Below are 17239 nucleotides of genomic sequence, written 5' to 3'. Positions count from 1 at the left end.
CACGCCATTTGATTGATTCAGGGAGACAGAAGTGTTTGCCGCTATCGGAAAGTTCACCGCGCGGCGCCGGAAATGGGTCGTCATCGCGGCAGTCGTCTTCACGCTGTTCGCCGGCGTGTGGGGCACCGGGGTCTTCGGCTCGTTCACCGGCGGCGCCGGCTTCGACGACCCGGCCAGCGAGTCCGTACAGGCCGACAAGGTCCTCGACGGCCCGCTCGGCCGAGAGTCCAACGACCTCATCGTCCTGTACGAGTCGAAGAACAAAAACACCACCGTCGACTCCTTCGGCGCAACCGTCCGCGCCGCGCTGGACGACGTCCCGCGCGCCGGCATCGCCCGCCTGGACTCGTTCTGGCACCCCGGCACCCAGAGCCCGAGCGCGTACGTATCCAAGAACAACCAACAGACGTACGCGACCGTCCAGTTCACCAGCGACGACGACCAGAAGCAGGTCGAGGCGCTGGAGAAGATCAAGGACGACTTCGCGGCCGACGGCGTCACGGTCCGCTACGGCGGCGTCGCCGCGATGACCGACCAGGTCAACACCCTCACCGGCTCGGACATCGCGCGCGCCGAGATGCTCTCGGTCCCGATCCTCCTGATCCTCCTGGTCCTGATCTTCCGCAGCGCGATCGCGGCGCTCCTGCCGCTGGCCGTCGGCTCGTTCGTGGCGCTGGGCTCCTTCGTCGTGCTCCGCGTCCTGACGATGTTCACGGAGATCTCCAGCACGGTCATCAACGTCATCACGATCCTCGGCCTCGGCCTCGCGATCGACTACGCGCTCTTCCTCGTCAACCGCTTCCGCGAAGAACTCCACGCGGGCGCCGACGTCGACACGGCCGTGGAGCGCGCCACCGCGACGGCGGGCCGCACGGTCGCCTTCTCCGGCATCGCCGTGGCGATCTCTTTCGCAGGGCTGGCCTTCTTCCCCTCCCGCTTCCTCTCCTCGATGGGGTACGCGGCGGTCGCCGTGGTCGCGTTCGCGGTGGTCGGCTCCCTCACCCTCCTGCCGGCCCTCCTGCGCTACACCGGGCACAGCATCGACAAGTGGCGTATCCCGCTGGGTGGCAGCAACCGTGCCCCCAAGCCGGAGAAGGAGGGCCGCTGGTACCGCACGGCCCACGCGGTCATGCGCAAGCCGCTGATCTCCTCGCTGGCGATCGTCGCCGTCCTCGTAGGACTCGGAGCCCCGCTCCTCGGCGTCAACTGGGCACGCCCCGGCGAGTGGGTGCTGCCCTCGGACGCCGACGCGAAGGTGGTCAGCAAGACGCTGGCATCGGACTTCGAGACAAACCCCGCACAGATCATGACCTCGGTCGTCCAGGGCTCCACCGGCCCCGTGGACCGCGCCGAAGTCGGGGTGTATGCAGCCAAGTTGGCCAAGGTGGACGGTGTAGCCTCCGCGACCCCGACGGCCTTCGAGGGCAACGACGCGCGCATCACGCTCCGCTACACGCCGGACGCCATGTCCGACGCCGCCCAGAGCATGGTCCACGACCTGCGCGCCACGGCGCCCCCGGCCGGAGCGGACACGCTCCTGACGGGCATGCCCGCGTCCCGGGTCGACATCGTCGGCATGATCGGCGAACGCCTCCCGTGGATGGCCCTGTTCGTGGCGGTCGTCTCCTTCTTCGTCCTCTTCCTGGCCTTCGGCTCCCTCCTCCTCCCGCTCAAGTCGGTGATCCTCAACCTCCTCTCGCTCCTGGCCGCGTTCGGAGCGATCAAGTGGATCTTCCAGGACGGCCACCTCTCGGGTCTCCTGGGCTTCGAACCGATCGGAGCGGTGGACGCCAACTTCCCGGTCCTGGTCGTGGCCATCGCCTTCGGACTCGCCATGGACTACGAGGTGTTCCTGCTCTCCCGCGTCCGTGAGGAATGGGAAGTGAGCGGCGACCCGATCGAGTCGGTGGCTCTGGGCGTCCAGCGCACAGCCAAGATCATCACGAGCGCGGCGCTGCTACTCGTCGTGGTCGTCGGCGGCTTCATGGCCTCCTCGATCCTCTTCATGAAGATGATCGGGGTCGGCCTGGTCATCGCGGTCCTCGTGGACGCGACGATCGTACGAGGCCTGCTGGTGCCCGCGACGATGGCGCTGCTCGGCAAATGGGCCTGGTGGGCACCGGCCCCGCTGGCGCGCTGGTGGTCCAAGTACGGCTTCCGCGAGTCCTCGGCCCCGCCGCCCCCGCCCGCGCCCGCCCCGGCGCCGCGCACCGAGGCGCTGCGGTGACGTTGCCCTCCGCAGGGCGGGCGGGTGAGGCGCCCAGCACGGAGGCGCCCGCCCCGCCCGCCCCCCGAACCGGGACGGCCGGCAGCCCCGGTCCGGCCGTCCCCTCACGCGCGCCGCGCCCCGGCCCCGTCACTCCCCCGTCGACGGCAACCCGGGGCGCGGCGTCCCCCAGAACGGATGACGAGCCGGGCCGCGCTTCCGATGAACAGCCCGGCTCCCTCAGGGATGACGAGCCGGGCCGCGCCTCCGATGACGAGCCCGGCTCTCTCAGGGATGACGAGCTGGGCCGCGCTTCCGCTGACGAGCCCGGCTCTCTCAGGGATGACGAGCCGGGCCGCGCTTCCGATGAACAGCCCGGCTCCCTCAGGGATGACGAGCCCGGCCCCCTCGCCCATGAACAGACAGGCCGCGCCCCCGATGAACAGACAGGTCCCGACCCCGATGAACAGACAGGTCGCGCCTCCAGGGATGGCCGGGACGACAGGGCCGTGCTCGCGGGGGATGACCGGGACGAACGGGCCGCGCTCGCCCGGGATGACCGCAACGCGCTAGGCGGGGACGACCGGTTGGCGCTCGCCGGAATCGTCGCGGCCGGCCTCACCGCGGTGCTCGCCGCGCTCTTCGGGGACTGGGGAACCTGGTCCGCGCCCCTTGGCGACGGCCTGCCCGGATTCCCCCTCGCGTGGGGAGTGACGGCGGGACCGCCGGTCGTACTCGTTGCCCTGGCAGGCGTGTTCGTGGCCTGGGCGGGCGCGCCCTCCTTTGCGCGCACGTGGGCGCACACCGCCGCCGCACTGGCAGCGGCTACCGGACTCCTGGCCCTGTTACGGCTGCCCGTGGGCCCCGACACCACCTGGGCGGCGCTGGCCGAGGCCTCGCACGCGGGCCTGTTCGGCGTGCTCGCGGGCTGGGCCCCGGCATTGGCGGCGCTGGCCGTCACCCGACAGCGCGCGGACGACCGTACGGGACTCACCCCATACGTCTGGGTAACGGCTCTGGTGGCCATGGCGCCGCTGCTCGTCCTGGCCGCCGCAGCGGCGTGGAGCAGCCCGGCCCACGCGGCCCTGTGCACGGCGTCGGAGTGCATCAGCCCGCGCGCCGGCCTCCTCTTCACCGGCGAGGTCACACTGCGCCTGGCCCTACCCGCCTGGGCGGCGGCGATCGCCGTGCTGGCGGCGGCCCGCCGGGCACCCCGGTTCCGCGACCTGCGCGCGACCTGGCAGATCCTTGTGGCCCTGGGGGCGGCGGGCTTGGCCGTCCTGCTGGCACCCGGGCTGGTACTCGGAGCCAAGGTCTGACGCACAGACCCACCGTCCGTCCGTCCGCCCGCCCGCCCGCCGACGAGAGGGGCCACGAAGCCCCACGGGCCGACGAGCCGCGTACGAGACAAGGCCCGGCGACGGGGATGGAGCAGCCCCACCGAACGACCGGCCGTGCACGAGACGCGGCGCGGAAGGCAGCGAGTCCCACCGGCCGTGAGACGCCGACGAGACGGGAGGGGACGTGGGGGCATGTGCGCGCGGAGCCACCAGCACCACGTACAGGCAATCAGCTCGCCAGCGTGCACCCGTAGAACAGCGAGCGCGTACATGCCCCCGCGGCCCCGCACCCGAAAACACAACGGCCGAAGACAGCCGGCGCAGCAGACGATGCCGAAGCCCAGACCCCAGCACTCGTCGCCCATGACGCTGCCCCGACCATTCCTCCACGACAACGGAGAGCCGAAGCATGAACGCGACGCACCACCCAAACCGCCGAAGGCTGCTCGCAGCATCCGCGGCCGGAGTCGTCGCCGCGCTGGCCTGGACCGGGGCCACCGCCGTCGCGGGTGACGCCCCGCGCCCCCGCGCCAGGCGCGCGTACATCGGCGGGTTCACGCTCGGCGAGTACGGCCTGCCGGGCCTCCCCGGCATCGGCATCGCCCGGGTCGGCGCGGCCGGACAGCTCGAACTCACGGGCTGGCAGCGGGACATCGTGAACCCCTCCTACCTCGCCCTCGCCCCGAACCTCCGCCACCTGTACGCCGTGAGCCAACGCCCCGGCGGCGCCACCGGCTCGCTCCACGCCTACCGAGTCGACGGCGACCGGCTGCACCCCCAAGGCCCGCCGCGCTCCAGCCACGGCGCCGCCCCCGTCCACCTGGCCGTGCACCCCGACGGCCGCTTCCTGCTCACCGTGAACTACGACTCGGGCCACCTCGCGGTCCTGCCGGTGCACCCCGACGGCTCCCTCGGCGAGGCCGTCCAGGTGCTTCGCCACCACGGCCACGGCCCGCACCCGCAGGAACAGCGCGGCCCCCACCCGCACATGATCGCCTTCGACCCCGCGGGCCGCCGCGTCCTCGTCCCCGACAAGGGCGACGACCATATCTACGTCTACGACTTCGACACCCGCACAGGTCGCCTCAAGCTCGCCCACAGGACCCAGGTCGGCCGAGGCATCGGCCCACGCCACCTCGCCTTCCACCCCGCCGGCAAACTGGCCTACGTCACCAACGAACTGGGCCACTCCGTGACCGTCCACGCGTACGACGCGGCCACGGGCCGGCTCACGCCGGTCTCGCACGCCTCCGTGGCACCGCCCGGTATCAACCCACGTAACGCCCCCTCCGCCGTCCACCTCACGCGAGACGGCGGCACCTTGGTGACCGCCGACCGAGGCCTCGACACGGTCGAGTCGTTCCGCGTGGAGAACGCGGGCCGCACCCTCACGCTCCTCGCGTCGCAGCCGGTCACGGCGAAGGCCCCGGGGACACGCTGGCCCAGGGACGTGGCACTCGACGCGTCGGACCGGTTCGTCTACACGGCGAACCAGGCGGGCCAGTCGGTCAGCGCGTTCCGCCTGGACCCGGCCACGGGCCGCCTCGCACCGGCGGCCCCGCCGCTCCAAGTGGCGAGCCCCAGCTGCGTACTTCTCGCATAGGGCGTCACACGACACGAGCGAGGGGCGGCTCCCGGATCCGCAGATCCGGGAACCGCCCCTCAACCGCACTCACCCCCACCTAGGGGCGCCAGGGCACCACAGCCACCCCGGCATCGGCCCGCCCGCCGGCCACCGACGCGGCATAGCCGTCAGGCGAGCGCACGCTCCGCACGAACCACTCGTGACCGGACCCCGGCACCCGCGCCGCCCGCCAGGTGCCGAAGACGTGCCCGGTATAGCGCGGCGGCGTCCGGCTCAGGCCCGTACCCGCGGCTTTCACGAGGGCCTCGGCGCGCGTCCACTGCTCGAAGCCGTGGGTGTTGCGGCCGCCCTGGACGCAGGGGATCCGGCTCCAGTCCATGTCGGCCCTGACCCGCTCGATGTCGACGCCGACGGGTACCTCGGCCGAGTCACCGACAGCGATGAGCGCGTATGCCGCCGAGTGCGACAGGCTCGCCGACAGCGTGGTGCCGTCGGGCGCGAACGGCACGGGCTTGCCGTGCCCGTCGTCACCGCAGCGCGCGCAGAACCGGCGGAAGCCCACGTCGGCCGGGTCGACCCCGAGCGCCTGCCCGAGCACGGTGCGGTACACGTGGTGGACGGCCAGATACCGCATCCGGTCACCGCCCCGCCGGAACCGCGCGTAGCGCTCACGCTCGGCCGGGTCGAGAACGCCGTACGCCTCATCATGGGAAACCACGGAGGCCGCCGCGGCGATGGACACAGTCCAGACCCGAATGAGCCCGGAACGCCCGCCCACCCCCCGACTCACTGAACCGCTAGCCGAACGACTCACCGAACCGCTGGCCGAACCGCCCACCGAACGACTCACCGGCCCACTCCCCGTACTGACAAAGATGCTGCTCACGCCGCAGATCCGCCCGCCAGGATGTGATGCTGAAGCTGCCGCAGGTCCTCAGAGGGCTCCAGTCCCAGCTCCTCGGCCAGCACGGCCCGTACGTCGTGGAAGGCGCGCAGCGCGTCCCCGCGCCGCCCGCACCGGTGCAGCGCGTCGATGAGGCGAGCGTGCAGCCACTCGTTGAGCGGGTCCACGGCGACCAGGCGGCGCAGCTCGGGCACGAGCTCGCGGTGGCGGCCGAGCCCCATGGCCGCCTCGATGCGCAACTCCTGGGCACGCACGCGCAGTTCCTCGATGCGCGCGGCATGCCCGGCGAGTACGCGGCCGTGGCCGACATCGGACAGGGTCCGCCCACGCCACAGCCCGAGCGCGGTGTCCAGGCGTTCCAGAGCCTTCTCGCGGCGCCCGGCGCGCAGCTCGGCGCGCCCCTGCCCGTACAGGCGGGTGAAGTTCTCCAGGTCGAGGCGGCCCGGCGCGGTGCGGAGCGAGTACCCGGTGGCCTCGGTGGAGATGACGTCGCGGACGGCGCCGGCGCCGAGCTCGCGCTCCAGCTCCTGGCGCAGGTGGTAGATGTGCGTGCGCACCGTGCTGACGGCGGTGGGCGGCGGCGCCCCGTCCCAGAGCTCCTCGACGAGCGTGTCCACCTCGACGATGTCGTGGGCGCGCACGGCGAGGAGCGCGAGCAGCTTGCGCACCTTGGGCCCGCGCGGCCGGTGCGTCACGCCGCCGCCGACGGCCTCCAGCGGGCCGAGGATGCGGAAGCCGACGCTCCCGTCGGGTTCTGAGGCCGTGACGCCCGGTATTCGGAAGCGGGCCTGGGTGTCGCGCATCGTGGGTCCCCCGTTTCTGTCGGAACTGCTCATGCGATGGGCTGGGCGAAGGTGACGAGATGCGCCGCGTACTGGGTGACCATGAAGATCCGGTACGGCAGCCGGCGCCGGGCCCGCGAGTCGTCGCGGCGGGCGGTCAGCGCGGCGGCGCTCAGCGCGAGCGCCCCGCACAGGACCACACCGGCGGGTGCGAGCAGCCCGTACGCGGATGTGGCCACGGCGCACACGAGGAGCGCGGCGCCGATCCCCACGGCGCTCAGCGACACGATCAGCGCGGTGACGGCGCGGCCCCAGACGACGGTCCAGTTGCGGCGGCCGTGCTTGGCGTCGCCCTCGGCGTCGGAGAAATCCTTGGCCACCGCGCCGACCATGCCCATCCACAGGCACATGGCGGCCGAGAAGGCGAGCAGCGCGGGGGACAGGGGCGCGGCGCCGCTCAGGGCGCCCGCGGTGTAGGTGAGGGTGCCGCTGGCCACGACGACGGCGATGGTGCCGGGGGTGCGGCTCTTGAGGGCGAGGCCGGGCGCGGAGTACGCGTATCCGAGCAGCAGCATGCCGGCGGTGACCAGGAACATCAGCGGGCCGAGCACGGCGCCGCCGGTGAGGGCGAGGGCGGCGAGCACCCGGGCGGTGGTGCGGGCGAAGCGGACGGGCAGGGTGCCTCGTGCGATGGGCCGCACGGAGCCGTTGGCCCGGTCCTCGTGGATATCCGTGACACCGTTGTAGAGATAGGTGAATGCGACGGAACAGAACCAGACGGCCGCGCCGAGAACGAGTGACGGCCGAATTACCAGGTGTGACACGTAAGAAGCGGTTCCGGCCGTACCGGCCACCAGGAAGCGCAGCAGAAAGATGACCTGCACGGCATACCTGGATTCCTGTGCGCACAGGGCCAGGAGGAGGAACTTCCCCAGGACACCGGCCGATTTTCCGGATCGCGGAGTCGTGGTGGGTATCAGGGTTTTCGCAGGCGTCGCTATCGACATACCTGCGAATCTAATCCGAGTGAGGGAGAGGTGACAGACTCTCCATGGGCCACGGGGATACTCCCTAAGATGTATCCCCGTGACTCAACCTGCCTATGGGTGGGGCGATTTCGCGTCACGTCCAAGACCCTGCGGTCTTCTGATCAGTTGCGCGTCCACCGCTTTGTTAACGGCATCGATGCGTGACACGGCGTGGAGTTTCTCGAAGATGTTGCGCAGATGTCGCTTCACGGTGCCTTCGGTAATCCGCAGCCGGGTGGCGATCTGACGATTACTCAGAGCGGCGGCCGCCTGCGTGAGCACTTCCCGTTCCCTGGGGGAAAGGGTCTGTTGCGGCTCGCTGAATCCGGATTCCGGAATTCCGCTGCGAGGCACGGCGATCGTCACATGCGGATCGCGCGCCGCCGTATTCCGGATCGCCGACAGGAGCGACTCGCGCGGCACGCTCTTGTGCAGATAGCCGCGCGCGCCCCGGGCGAGCAGCTCCTGCACCAGCTGCGCGTCGTTGTACATCGTCAGCATCAGCACGTGCAGTTCCGGGAAGCGCCCCGTCAACTCGCTGACGACGCTGGGCGCGTGGTGATCGGGCATCTCCACGTCGAGCAGCACGACCTGCGCGCCCGTGCGCTCCACCAGGTCGCCCAGGCCCTGCGAGGTGTCGACGTCCGCCACGACCCGCAGGTCGTCCTCCGCGTCGAGCAGCTGGCACAGAGCGGTGCGCAGCAGGGAGTGGTCGTCGACGGCGATGATGCGGATCGGCTCAGCCGTGCCGTGCCGTCCCTCGTCCGTCGTCTGCATGTTCCTCCTCGTCCAGGGGGACGGACAGCTCGATGGCCGTGCCGCGCCCGGGGACACTGTTGATGGTGAGCCGGCCGGCCAGGAGCTGGGCCCGCTCGGTCAGCGACGCGAGCCCGTTCCCCTCCCGCTGCCCCGGTACGAAGCCGATGCCGTCGTCATGCACGGACGCCTGGACGTGACGCGCGTCGACCTTTACGTCGATGGTGACGCGGGAGGCCGAGGCGTGGGCCAGCGCGTTGCGCAGGCACTCGCGGAGCATGATGAACAGGTCGTCGCTGACGCCGCGGGGCAGCAGGTCGTCCGGGTCGTCGACATGGATCTCCACCACGGGTTCGTCGATCGCCATGGCGCTGACGAACGCGGAGAGGGCGAGCTGGAGCGAGCGGCAGGTGTCCGACCTGGTGCGCAGCTCGGTGACGATGTCCCGGGTGGTGTAGAGCGTCTCAAGGATCGCCTGCTTGAGGCTGCCGAGCCGGGCGTCCGACGAGGCGGCGTGCTGCGTGAGTTCGTAGAGCTCGAGCTGGCGCAGGGCGAGGCTGGCGGCGCTGCCGATCCGGTCGTGGATCTCGCGCGCCATGCCGTGCCGGCCCTGCTGTGTGGCGTCACGCACGATGTCGAGCAGGAAGAGGTCGTATCCGCTGGACCCTTCCTCGAGACGTCGCGTGATCGCGGACTGCAGAATGGGCGGCACCTTCATCAGGTAATGCTCGGAGCCGGGCCGGTCCGCGAAGATCCGTCCCAGGAACTCCATGGTGATCTGGAAGAACATGGATCCCGCGCGGACCGAGTAGACCGGCGGAATTCCCTGTGAGATCCGGGCGCCGCCGAGACGCCGGGTCTTCTTCATGAGCTGGGGATTGAGCGGCGCTTCGGTGCCGTACCGCAAGGCGTGCGCGCATTCCCCGAGAATGTGCTGGGCCTGCTCACGGCAGGATGTCCAGGCTTCCTGATCCATGCCGAGCGGATTGTTCTGCTCGAGCAGAGCGCGCCGATAGGCGTCGAGCAGTTCCGCTTCCAGTGCCTGTAATTCCGCAGCGAGCGTCGCGCCTTCAGGATCCGGAGTCTCCCCCTGGATTTCCTGCGGCGATGCGTCGTGCACGTTTCCTTCCCCCCGTCGATACCCGGCGCCGCTTCCAGGTCCGGACTACGTTGTCAAGAGGGAAGACGGTTCGAAGATCGGATTGAGCATGCCTCGTGCCGCGACGGGGTGTCAAGCGACAACCGGGATACTCCGCCGTATAGGAGAGGCCTTCAACTATCTGTATTTACGGGCCTGCCGACAAGGCAATCCAAGGCGCCATCGTCAGCTCTCGCGGGCGGCATCCACGACTTCGTCGCCAGCAGAACGCGCAGTTTCCGGAGCCGTCACGCCCGTGGGCCCGCCACGGGTCGTATCGCCTGTTTCGGCCAACTTCTGTGCCGAGCACGAGAAATGTTCATGAATCAGCCGGCGCAGCGCGGAAAGCGCGACGTCCCCAAGAACGGTGGCGGACACCATGCTCGCCGCGGCACTCTCGGGGTCGGGTTGCCGGCGCAGCAACTGCACCTCGATGTCGACGACCCGCTCGAGCGCCTCCGCATACGTCTCCAGGAGTCGCGGCAGATCGCGCTGTTCCAGCCATTCGCAGGTGACCAGGACCTGAGTGAGCGTCTGCCAGGCCGGATTGTCCGGGCTGACCTGCCACGACCGCTGCTCGGCGAGTGCCGTGGTCCGCTCCTTGGCACGCTCCCACTCCTGGTCCTGCGACACGGACCCGCGCGCGGGCAGCGCGTACTGGACCGCGCCGAGCAGCTCGTGCAGCGGCGGCGAGGTGTCGATCCGCCCGACGATCTGCCGGATCGCCGCGGGGGAGAGCCCGCCGACATCGAGCAGTGTCCGCACGAGGGCCACCCGCCGGACATGGGACTCGTCGTACTCCTGGGACTCGTCCAGAGCCGGCAGGAGGTCCATGCGCAGATAGAACCTGAGCATGCGGTCGGGGACGCCGGTCCGGCGGCTCAGATCGGAGAGCTGCGGCACGTCTCACTCACCTTCGGGCCAACTCGGCTGAACAGCTGTCTACTTCGGGGCGTACGGGCGGATCCGTGCGGAATGGCGAGGGGAATCAGCGGGACCATACGCAGCATCGGAACACGGCCACAAGACGGCCCGAGTGAACTCGATCACCAGTACAACCAAGGAAGTACCCGCGCTGCCCCCTGCGACCGGACCGACCGCCGCATGGGCGTGTCGGGGGTGGTACCGGAGAGGGTGACCGCCGGATCCGGCGGTGCGGTACCGCTTACGCCACTGCTACAGCCGGCTCGCTAGCGTCCGGCGAACCCCATGAAAAAAGGCCCTCCCTGAGGAGGGCCGACAGCCCGGAAACAATGCGGCGCCCCCGGCAGGACTCGAACCTGCGGCCAAGCGCTTAGAAGGCGCCTGCTCTATCCACTGAGCTACGGGGGCCGGTGTGTGGCCAGTGGCTCGGGACGGATGTGGGGGAGATCCGTGACCTTGCCGGGATCAAGGATAGGGCTCCCGGATCCCTGTCCCTGCTGCTTCGCCTCCGTGGCACGATGTGGAGGTTCGGTGAAGCGGTCCTGATAATCGCAGGCAGGTACGAATCCTGCACCGCTTTTGGCGTCTCACGCCCCGGGTGTTGTGCACTCGTTATGCCTGCGCCCCAGTCGTCCCTTCCGTCCCATGGACCGGATGGGCCGCATCGGCGCGCAGAGACGTCCATATGCTTCAGAAAGCCGCCAAAATTGGGCATTCTTCGCATGTGGTGACCTTGGACGTACGGCCTCAGCTGCTCGACGCACTCTCCGCGCTGCGCGACCGTGTCGCCGCCGCGCGCTTTCCCCTCCCTCTCCCGGGGGCGCCGCGTGCGCGTGCCAACCGGGCGGAGCTCCTCGCGCAGCTCGACGACTATCTCGTGCCCCGGCTGCGAGACCCCGAAGCCCCCTTGCTCGCCGTGATCGGCGGGTCGACCGGCGCCGGGAAGTCGACCCTCGTCAATTCCCTCGTCGGGCGGAAGGTCAGCGAGGCCGGGGTGCTGCGGCCCACGACCCGCACCCCCGTACTCGTCTGCCACCCGGAGGACCACCGCTGGTTCTCCGGGGCCCGCGTCCTGCCCGACCTCACCCGCGTATGGACGCCGCGGCTGCCCGACGACACCGAGCTCGGCGCCTCCGCCCCCGCCGACGACGGCGGAGACGTCCTGCGCGTCGAGACTTCCGGCAACCTGCCCCGCGGGCTCGCCCTCCTCGACGCGCCCGACGTCGACTCCCTCGTCGCCCACAACCGCGTACTCGCCGCCCAGCTCATCAGCGCCGCCGACGTCTGGATCATGGTCACCACCGCCTCCCGCTACGCCGACGCCGTGCCCTGGCACCTGCTGCGCAGCGCCAAGGAGAACAACGCGACCCTCGTCACCGTCCTCGACCGCGTGCCCCACCAGATGGTCGCCGAGGTCTCCCGCCAGTACGGGGCCCTGCTCGCCAAGGCCGGACTCGGCGACGTACCGCGCTTCACCGTCCCCGAACTGCCCGAGTCCACCGGCGGCGGCGGCCTCCTGCCGGCCTCCGCCGTCGCCCCCCTGCGCGCCTGGCTCACCCACCGCGTGCAGGAACCCACCGCCCGCTGCACGGCCATCGCCCGCACCGCCAACGGCGTCATCGACTCCCTCCGGGTCCGCACCCCCGGACTCGCCGGCGCCGTCGCCTCCCAGTACGCCGCCGCCCTGCGCCTCACCGCCACCGTCGACGAGGCGTACGCGAGGGAGGACGCGCGCGTGCGCACCCGGCTCCAGAGCGGCGGCGTGCTCGCCGGGGACGCCCTCAAGCGGTGGCGCAGCTACCCCCTCGACTGCGCGCCCGCCGAACTCCTCGACGCGCTCACCGAGAGCCTCGGCGCGCTCCTCCTGTGCGCCGTCACCGCCGCCGACGAACGCATCGACGAGGCCTGGCACCGCGACCCCGCGGGCGCGGCGGACGGACTCGCCGCCCGTGACCCCGACCTGGAGACCGCGGAACACCGCATCGGCATGGCCGTACGCCGCTGGCGCCGCATGCTCGAGGAGTACGCGGAGGAACAGGTACGCACGCTGGACACCACCACCCCGCCGCCCGACACCGAACTCGTCGCCGCCCTCCTCGCCACCGCCCTCCTCGGCGGGAACCGCGCCCGCAGCGCGGGCGAGAGCCTCGCCGAACGCATCGGCGCCCAAGGAGCCCTGCGCCTGCGCGACCGGGGCGGGCGGCTGCTCACCGACTACCTGGACAAGGTGCTCGCCGTGGAGCGCGAACGCAGGCTCGCGCCGCTCGACGCACTCGACGTACACCCCGAGGCCCAGGCCGAACTGATCGCCGCGCTGTCCGTACTGCAGAAGGAGAGGTGACCGCGGTGACCGCCGTCAAGGCCCACACCGATCACGCCGAGCACGCCGATGGGACGGAACCGGCCGGGCGGGTGGGTCCGCCCGGGGGCGCCGCGGACGGCTCCGGCGGCGCCTGGGACGACGGGCTCATCGCCCGGCGCGTCGTGGACTCCGGCGTCTTCGACGTGGAGGCCGTACCCGGTCAGTACGCCCACGAGGACGAGTTGCACGGCGCCGACGCGGAACTCGTCGCGCGCCTCGACGCGCTGCGCGAACTCGTCGGTCTCTCCCGGGCTCGCGTCGACGGCGCGGCCCTCGCCGAGGCGGGCCACGTACTCGACCAGGCGGCCGCCCGGCGCCGGCTCTCCGACCGGCACACCGTCGTCGCCATCGCGGGCGCCACCGGCAGCGGCAAGTCGACGCTCTTCAACGCCCTCGCGGGCGTGCCCCTGTCAGAGACGGGACTGCGCAGGCCCACCACCTCCGCGCCCATCGCATGCAGCTGGACGGACGGCGCCGCGGGGCTCCTCGACCGGCTCGGGATCCCCGGCCGGCTGCGCCGCCGCCCGCTCCAGGGCCCCCAGGGCGCGGACGCGCAGCTCAAGGGGCTCGTCCTGGTGGATCTGCCCGACCACGACTCGGCGGCCGTCGCACACCGCCGGCAGGTCGACCGGATCCTCGAGCTCGTCGACGCCGTCATCTGGGTGGTCGACCCCGAGAAGTACGCCGACGCGATGCTGCACGAGCGCTATCTGCGGCCGCTGGCCGGCCACGCGGAGGTCACCTTCGTCGTCCTCAACCAGGTGGACCGGCTGCCCGGCGAGGCCGCCGACCTCGTACTCGACGATCTGCGGCGCCTCCTCGACGAGGACGGGATCGCGCTCGGCGAGCACGGCGAACCGGGCGCGACCGTGCTCTCCCTGTCCGCGCTCACCGGTGACGGTGTCGATGAACTGCGCGAATCCCTGGACCAGTTCACTCGGGAGCAAGGCGCCGCCGTCCGCCGGATCACGGCCGACATCGACGCGGTGGCGCTGCGGCTGCGGCCCGTCTACGCGACCGGGCGCAAGAGCGGGCTCAGCGAGGACGCCCGTGAGGAGTTCACCGACCGGCTCGCCGACGCCGTGGGCGCCGAGGCCGCGGGGCAGGCGGCCGAGCGCGCCTGGTGCCGCAACGCCAACAGGGCGTGCGGCACCCCCTGGCTGCGGCTCTGGCGCTGGTACGAGGGCCGGCGCACCCCGAGCCCCACGCTGACGGTCAGGCCCGCCCCCTCCGACGAAGAGGCGACGGCGCGCCAGTGCGTGGAGCACGCGGTGCGCATCGTGGGCGAGAGGGCGTCGGCGGGACTGCCGGGGCCCTGGGGGCAGGCGGTGCGGGAGGCGGCGACGCGGGGAGCCGAGGGGCTCCCGGAGGCGCTCGACGACCTGGCGGTCTCGGCGGGGTCGCCGCCGCCTCGGCTGCCGAGGCCCGGCTGGTGGCCGGTCGCGGTCCTCGCCCAGATCTCCATGACGATCGTTCAGGTCATCGGCGGACTGTGGCTGTTGGGACAGATCATCGGCGTCCTCGACCCGAACCTCGGGGTGCCGGTGCTGCTGATGCTGTGCGGCATCGTCGGCGGACCGTGCGTGGAGTGGTCGTGCCGGATGGCGGCGAAGGGGCCGGCGCGGCGCTACGGGCTCGACGCGGAACGGCGCCTGCGGGAGGCCGCGGCGGGGTGCGGCCGGGCTCGCGTCCTCGATCCGGTGGCCGCCGAGCTGCTGCGGTACCGGGAGGTCAGGGAGCAGTACGTGAAGGTGACGGGGTGAGGCGCGGCCTCCGGGCGGGATGAGGCGCGGCCCCCATCTGGCCCCGGCCGGGTGACGGGGTTTTCCACAACCGGCCGGTAGAACACAGGCTTCAGCGGGCTCGTCCCGGCACAGGCACTCTGAGATCGCGGAACCCGGAACCTACCGGGAACGCGGTACGGACGAGGCCGTGCGGGACGGGCCCGCACGCGTCCGTGCGCAGGGAAGGGGTGGACCGACATGAGCGAGACGACGGTGACGGTCGTGGGGAACGTCGCGACGACGCCGGTGTACCGGGAGCTGCCGAAGGGGCCGGTGGCGCGGTTCCGGCTCGCTGCGACGGCCCGGCGCTTCGACCGGGTGCGCAACGAGTGGGTGGACGGGCACACGAACTTCTTCACGGTGTGGGCGTGGGGCGCGCTCGGCACGAATGTGCAGGGCTCGCTGTCCATCGGTGAACCAGTGCTCGTCCAGGGGAGGTTGAGGGTGCGGGACGAGGAGCGGGGCGGGCAGCACTGGACGTCGGCAGACATCCAGGCGTCGACCGTCGGGCACGACCTGTCGCGCGGGACGACCGCGTTCCGGCGGGCCCGGCAGGGTCAGCCGGAACGCCAACAGGAGGGCGACGAGCCGTCGTTCGAGATCGATCCGCAAGGGAAGGGCGAACCCGAGGAGCAGGGTGAACAGAGCGAACAGCGAGAACCGGCCGCCGTCGGCTGAATCGGACCGCTGAACCCTCGAACCGAGGCGCGTTGTGAATGCGGCCCGAAGTGCGGCTTATCTGTGAATGAACACCGGTTCCATGCCGTTGATTTGTCGATAAGCCAGGGTCGTAATCATTAGCGGCGATAACGATTCCGAGTCGGATCGCTCTCGTGCCCCTCTGACCTGGGGACTGTGGTGCGCGGCTTCCTTAAGATGCCGGGCGTAGCCCACGGGGCCAATGATTCGGACGTCTGCTCAAGCGTCTGATTCACACGTCGTTCTGTCGGCGGGACGTCACCCCCCTCGTGCCAATGTCTCCCGCCTGAAGGGGAATTCTGTGTTCTCTGCGGTATCTGTGTTGTCGGCGGTCACCCCACGCGGGCGGGGCGCCGCCCGTCTCGCCGCGGCTGCCCTGGTGTCCGGACTCGTGGCCACCGCCGCGATATCCGGTGCTGGTGCGGCCTCTGCGGACGAGGTCCCTCAGCAGCAGGGCGGCGCGACCGCCACGATCGGCGGACTCAAGACCTACGGTCAGGCCGTCATCCACGACCACGGCCAGGACAAGCCCGTCTCCGCCGGACTCTTCGAGATGTCCGTCGACAACGGCGGCACGCTGCAGACGTACTGCATCGACATCCACAACCCGACCCAGCGGGACGCCAAGTACCAGGAGACCCCCTGGAGCGGCACGTCGCTGAACGGGAACGCGGACGCGGGCAAGATCCGCTGGATCCTGCAGAACTCCTACCCCCAGGTCAACGACCTCGCCGAGCTGGCCCGCAAGGCCGGCGCCGGCAGCCTCACCGAGAAGGACGCCGCGGCCGGCACCCAGGTCGCCATCTGGCGCTACTCGGACGGCGCGGACGTGGACGCGGTCAGCCCCGCGGCCGAGAAGCTCGCCGACTACCTGCAGAAGAGCGCCCAGCCCCTCGCCGAGCCGAAGGCCTCGCTGAACCTGGAGCCCTCCGCCGTCTCCGGCCGCGCCGGCGACCGGCTCGGCCCGGTCACGGTCCGTACGAACGCCGACAGCGTGAGCGTGACGCCGCCCGCCGACGCGGCCGCCAGCGGGGTCAAGGTCGTCGACAAGGGCGGCAAGCCCGTGACGTCCGCCGTCGACGGCGGGCAGCTGTTCTTCGACGTCCCCGCGGACGCCGCCGACGGCACGGCCGCGCTGACGGTGCAGGCGTCGACGACCGTGCCGGTCGGCCGGGCCTTCGCCTCCGAGACCCGCAGTCAGACGCAGATCCTCGCCGGTTCCAGCGAGTCCACGGTCTCCGCGACCGCCACGGCGAACTGGGCGAAGAAGGGCGCGGCCCCCGCGCTGTCGGCCCAGAAGAACTGCGCCAAGGGCGGCGTGGACATCACGGCGACCAACAAGGGTGACGAGGCGTTCACCTTCAAGCTGATGGGCCTCGAGCACACCATCGCGGCCGGTGCCTCGCAGACGGTGACGATCCCGTTGCAGGAGGACCAGGCGTACGACTTCACGATCAAGGGTCCGAACGGCTTCGAGAAGCGCTTCAAGGGCGTCCTCGACTGCAAGACCGAGAGCACCACGGGCGGCAGTGAGCAGCCGTCGTCGCAGCCCAGCCCGGCCTCCGTGGGCGGCACCGGCACCCAGGCCGGCGACCTCGCCGAGACCGGCGGCTCGAACGCCACCCCGCTGATCGCGGGCATCGCCATCGCCCTCGTGGTGATCGGCGGCGGCGCGGTCTTCCTGGTCCGTAAGAAGAAGACCCCGACCCAGGACTGACCCCCACCACGCCT

At 71.2% G+C, this 17239-nt stretch carries 13 protein-coding genes and 1 tRNA gene; 7 read left to right on the top strand and 7 right to left on the bottom strand.

Annotated features, from left to right (window positions below; genetic code table 11):
* The first annotated feature begins 31 nt into the window (after positions 1 to 31).
* From ACWFR4_RS16465 to ACWFR4_RS16455, 3 genes are all read left to right on the top strand, one after another.
* The gene (locus ACWFR4_RS16465) at positions 32 to 2227 is read left to right on the top strand and encodes an MMPL family transporter (RefSeq protein WP_453653005.1); all 2196 of its coding nucleotides are present in this window, start codon (positions 32 to 34) and stop codon (positions 2225 to 2227) included.
* A gap of 488 nt (positions 2228 to 2715) precedes the next feature.
* Positions 2716 to 3525 carry a hypothetical protein gene (locus ACWFR4_RS16460; protein WP_453653003.1) on the top strand — a complete coding sequence of 270 codons (810 nt, stop codon included), beginning with the start codon at positions 2716 to 2718 and terminating at the stop codon, positions 3523 to 3525.
* Between the two features lie 430 nt (positions 3526 to 3955).
* The gene (locus ACWFR4_RS16455) at positions 3956 to 5149 is read left to right on the top strand and encodes a lactonase family protein (RefSeq protein ID WP_453462390.1); all 1194 of its coding nucleotides are present in this window, start codon (positions 3956 to 3958) and stop codon (positions 5147 to 5149) included.
* A gap of 79 nt (positions 5150 to 5228) precedes the next feature.
* Here the strand turns inward: ACWFR4_RS16455 and ACWFR4_RS16450 are convergent, their stop codons facing one another.
* From ACWFR4_RS16450 to ACWFR4_RS16420, 7 genes are all read right to left on the bottom strand, one after another.
* Complete coding sequence (locus tag ACWFR4_RS16450; protein WP_453653001.1) at positions 5229 to 5873, bottom strand: 4'-phosphopantetheinyl transferase family protein; 645 nt, start codon at positions 5871 to 5873, stop codon at positions 5229 to 5231.
* 140 nt (positions 5874 to 6013) lie between these two features.
* Positions 6014 to 6838, bottom strand: coding sequence for an AfsR/SARP family transcriptional regulator (locus ACWFR4_RS16445; RefSeq protein ID WP_266670659.1), 825 nt, complete (start codon positions 6836 to 6838; stop codon positions 6014 to 6016).
* Positions 6839 to 6867: 29 nt separating this feature from the next.
* A complete protein-coding gene (locus ACWFR4_RS16440) occupies positions 6868 to 7701 on the bottom strand; it encodes a UbiA family prenyltransferase (protein WP_453652999.1) in 834 nt (277 codons plus the stop codon).
* A 216-nt stretch (positions 7702 to 7917) separates the two neighbouring features.
* Positions 7918 to 8622, bottom strand: a complete 705-nt coding sequence (locus ACWFR4_RS16435; protein ID WP_453462381.1) for a response regulator — start codon at positions 8620 to 8622, stop codon at positions 7918 to 7920.
* Entirely contained in the window at positions 8585 to 9721 is a 1137-nt protein-coding gene (locus ACWFR4_RS16430) for a sensor histidine kinase (protein WP_453462378.1), read from the bottom strand. Before ACWFR4_RS16430 ends, ACWFR4_RS16435 begins: the two co-directional genes overlap by 38 nt.
* A gap of 204 nt (positions 9722 to 9925) precedes the next feature.
* On the bottom strand, positions 9926 to 10642 hold the full coding sequence (locus ACWFR4_RS16425; protein WP_453462375.1) for a MerR family transcriptional regulator: 717 nt from the start codon (positions 10640 to 10642) through the stop codon (positions 9926 to 9928).
* Between the two features lie 356 nt (positions 10643 to 10998).
* Positions 10999 to 11071 (bottom strand) — tRNA-Arg (locus ACWFR4_RS16420).
* Between the two features lie 277 nt (positions 11072 to 11348).
* On the opposite strand from ACWFR4_RS16420, the gene ACWFR4_RS16415 reads away from it, so the two are divergent.
* The 4 genes from ACWFR4_RS16415 (at position 11349) to ACWFR4_RS16400 (ending at position 17225) form a co-directional block, all read left to right on the top strand.
* Entirely contained in the window at positions 11349 to 13004 is a 1656-nt protein-coding gene (locus ACWFR4_RS16415; RefSeq protein WP_453652997.1) for a dynamin family protein, read from the top strand.
* On the top strand, positions 13001 to 14788 hold the full coding sequence (locus tag ACWFR4_RS16410) for a GTPase (protein ID WP_453652995.1): 1788 nt from the start codon (positions 13001 to 13003) through the stop codon (positions 14786 to 14788). Before ACWFR4_RS16415 ends, ACWFR4_RS16410 begins: the two co-directional genes overlap by 4 nt.
* 219 nt (positions 14789 to 15007) lie before the next feature.
* Positions 15008 to 15487, top strand: coding sequence for a single-stranded DNA-binding protein (locus ACWFR4_RS16405; RefSeq protein WP_453652993.1), 480 nt, complete (start codon positions 15008 to 15010; stop codon positions 15485 to 15487).
* A gap of 322 nt (positions 15488 to 15809) precedes the next feature.
* The gene (locus ACWFR4_RS16400; RefSeq protein ID WP_453652991.1) at positions 15810 to 17225 is read left to right on the top strand and encodes a Cys-Gln thioester bond-forming surface protein; all 1416 of its coding nucleotides are present in this window, start codon (positions 15810 to 15812) and stop codon (positions 17223 to 17225) included.
* Positions 17226 to 17239 lie beyond the last annotated feature (14 nt).

Source organism: Streptomyces sp. NPDC055140 (assembly GCF_053607285.1).
The sequence above is the reverse complement of the archived record's forward strand: the minus strand, read 5'-3'. Positions and strand labels throughout refer to the sequence as shown.

Coding starts and splice junctions, on each gene's coding strand:
- ACWFR4_RS16435 (WP_453462381.1), bottom strand. CDS start 8,622: ATGCAGACGACGGACGAGGGACGGCACGGCACGGCTGAGCCGATCCGC.
- ACWFR4_RS16405 (WP_453652993.1), top strand. CDS start 15,008: ATGAGCGAGACGACGGTGACGGTCGTGGGGAACGTCGCGACGACGCCG.
- ACWFR4_RS16445 (WP_266670659.1), bottom strand. CDS start 6,838: ATGCGCGACACCCAGGCCCGCTTCCGAATACCGGGCGTCACGGCCTCA.
- ACWFR4_RS16415 (WP_453652997.1), top strand. CDS start 11,349: ATGCTTCAGAAAGCCGCCAAAATTGGGCATTCTTCGCATGTGGTGACC.
- ACWFR4_RS16455 (WP_453462390.1), top strand. CDS start 3,956: ATGAACGCGACGCACCACCCAAACCGCCGAAGGCTGCTCGCAGCATCC.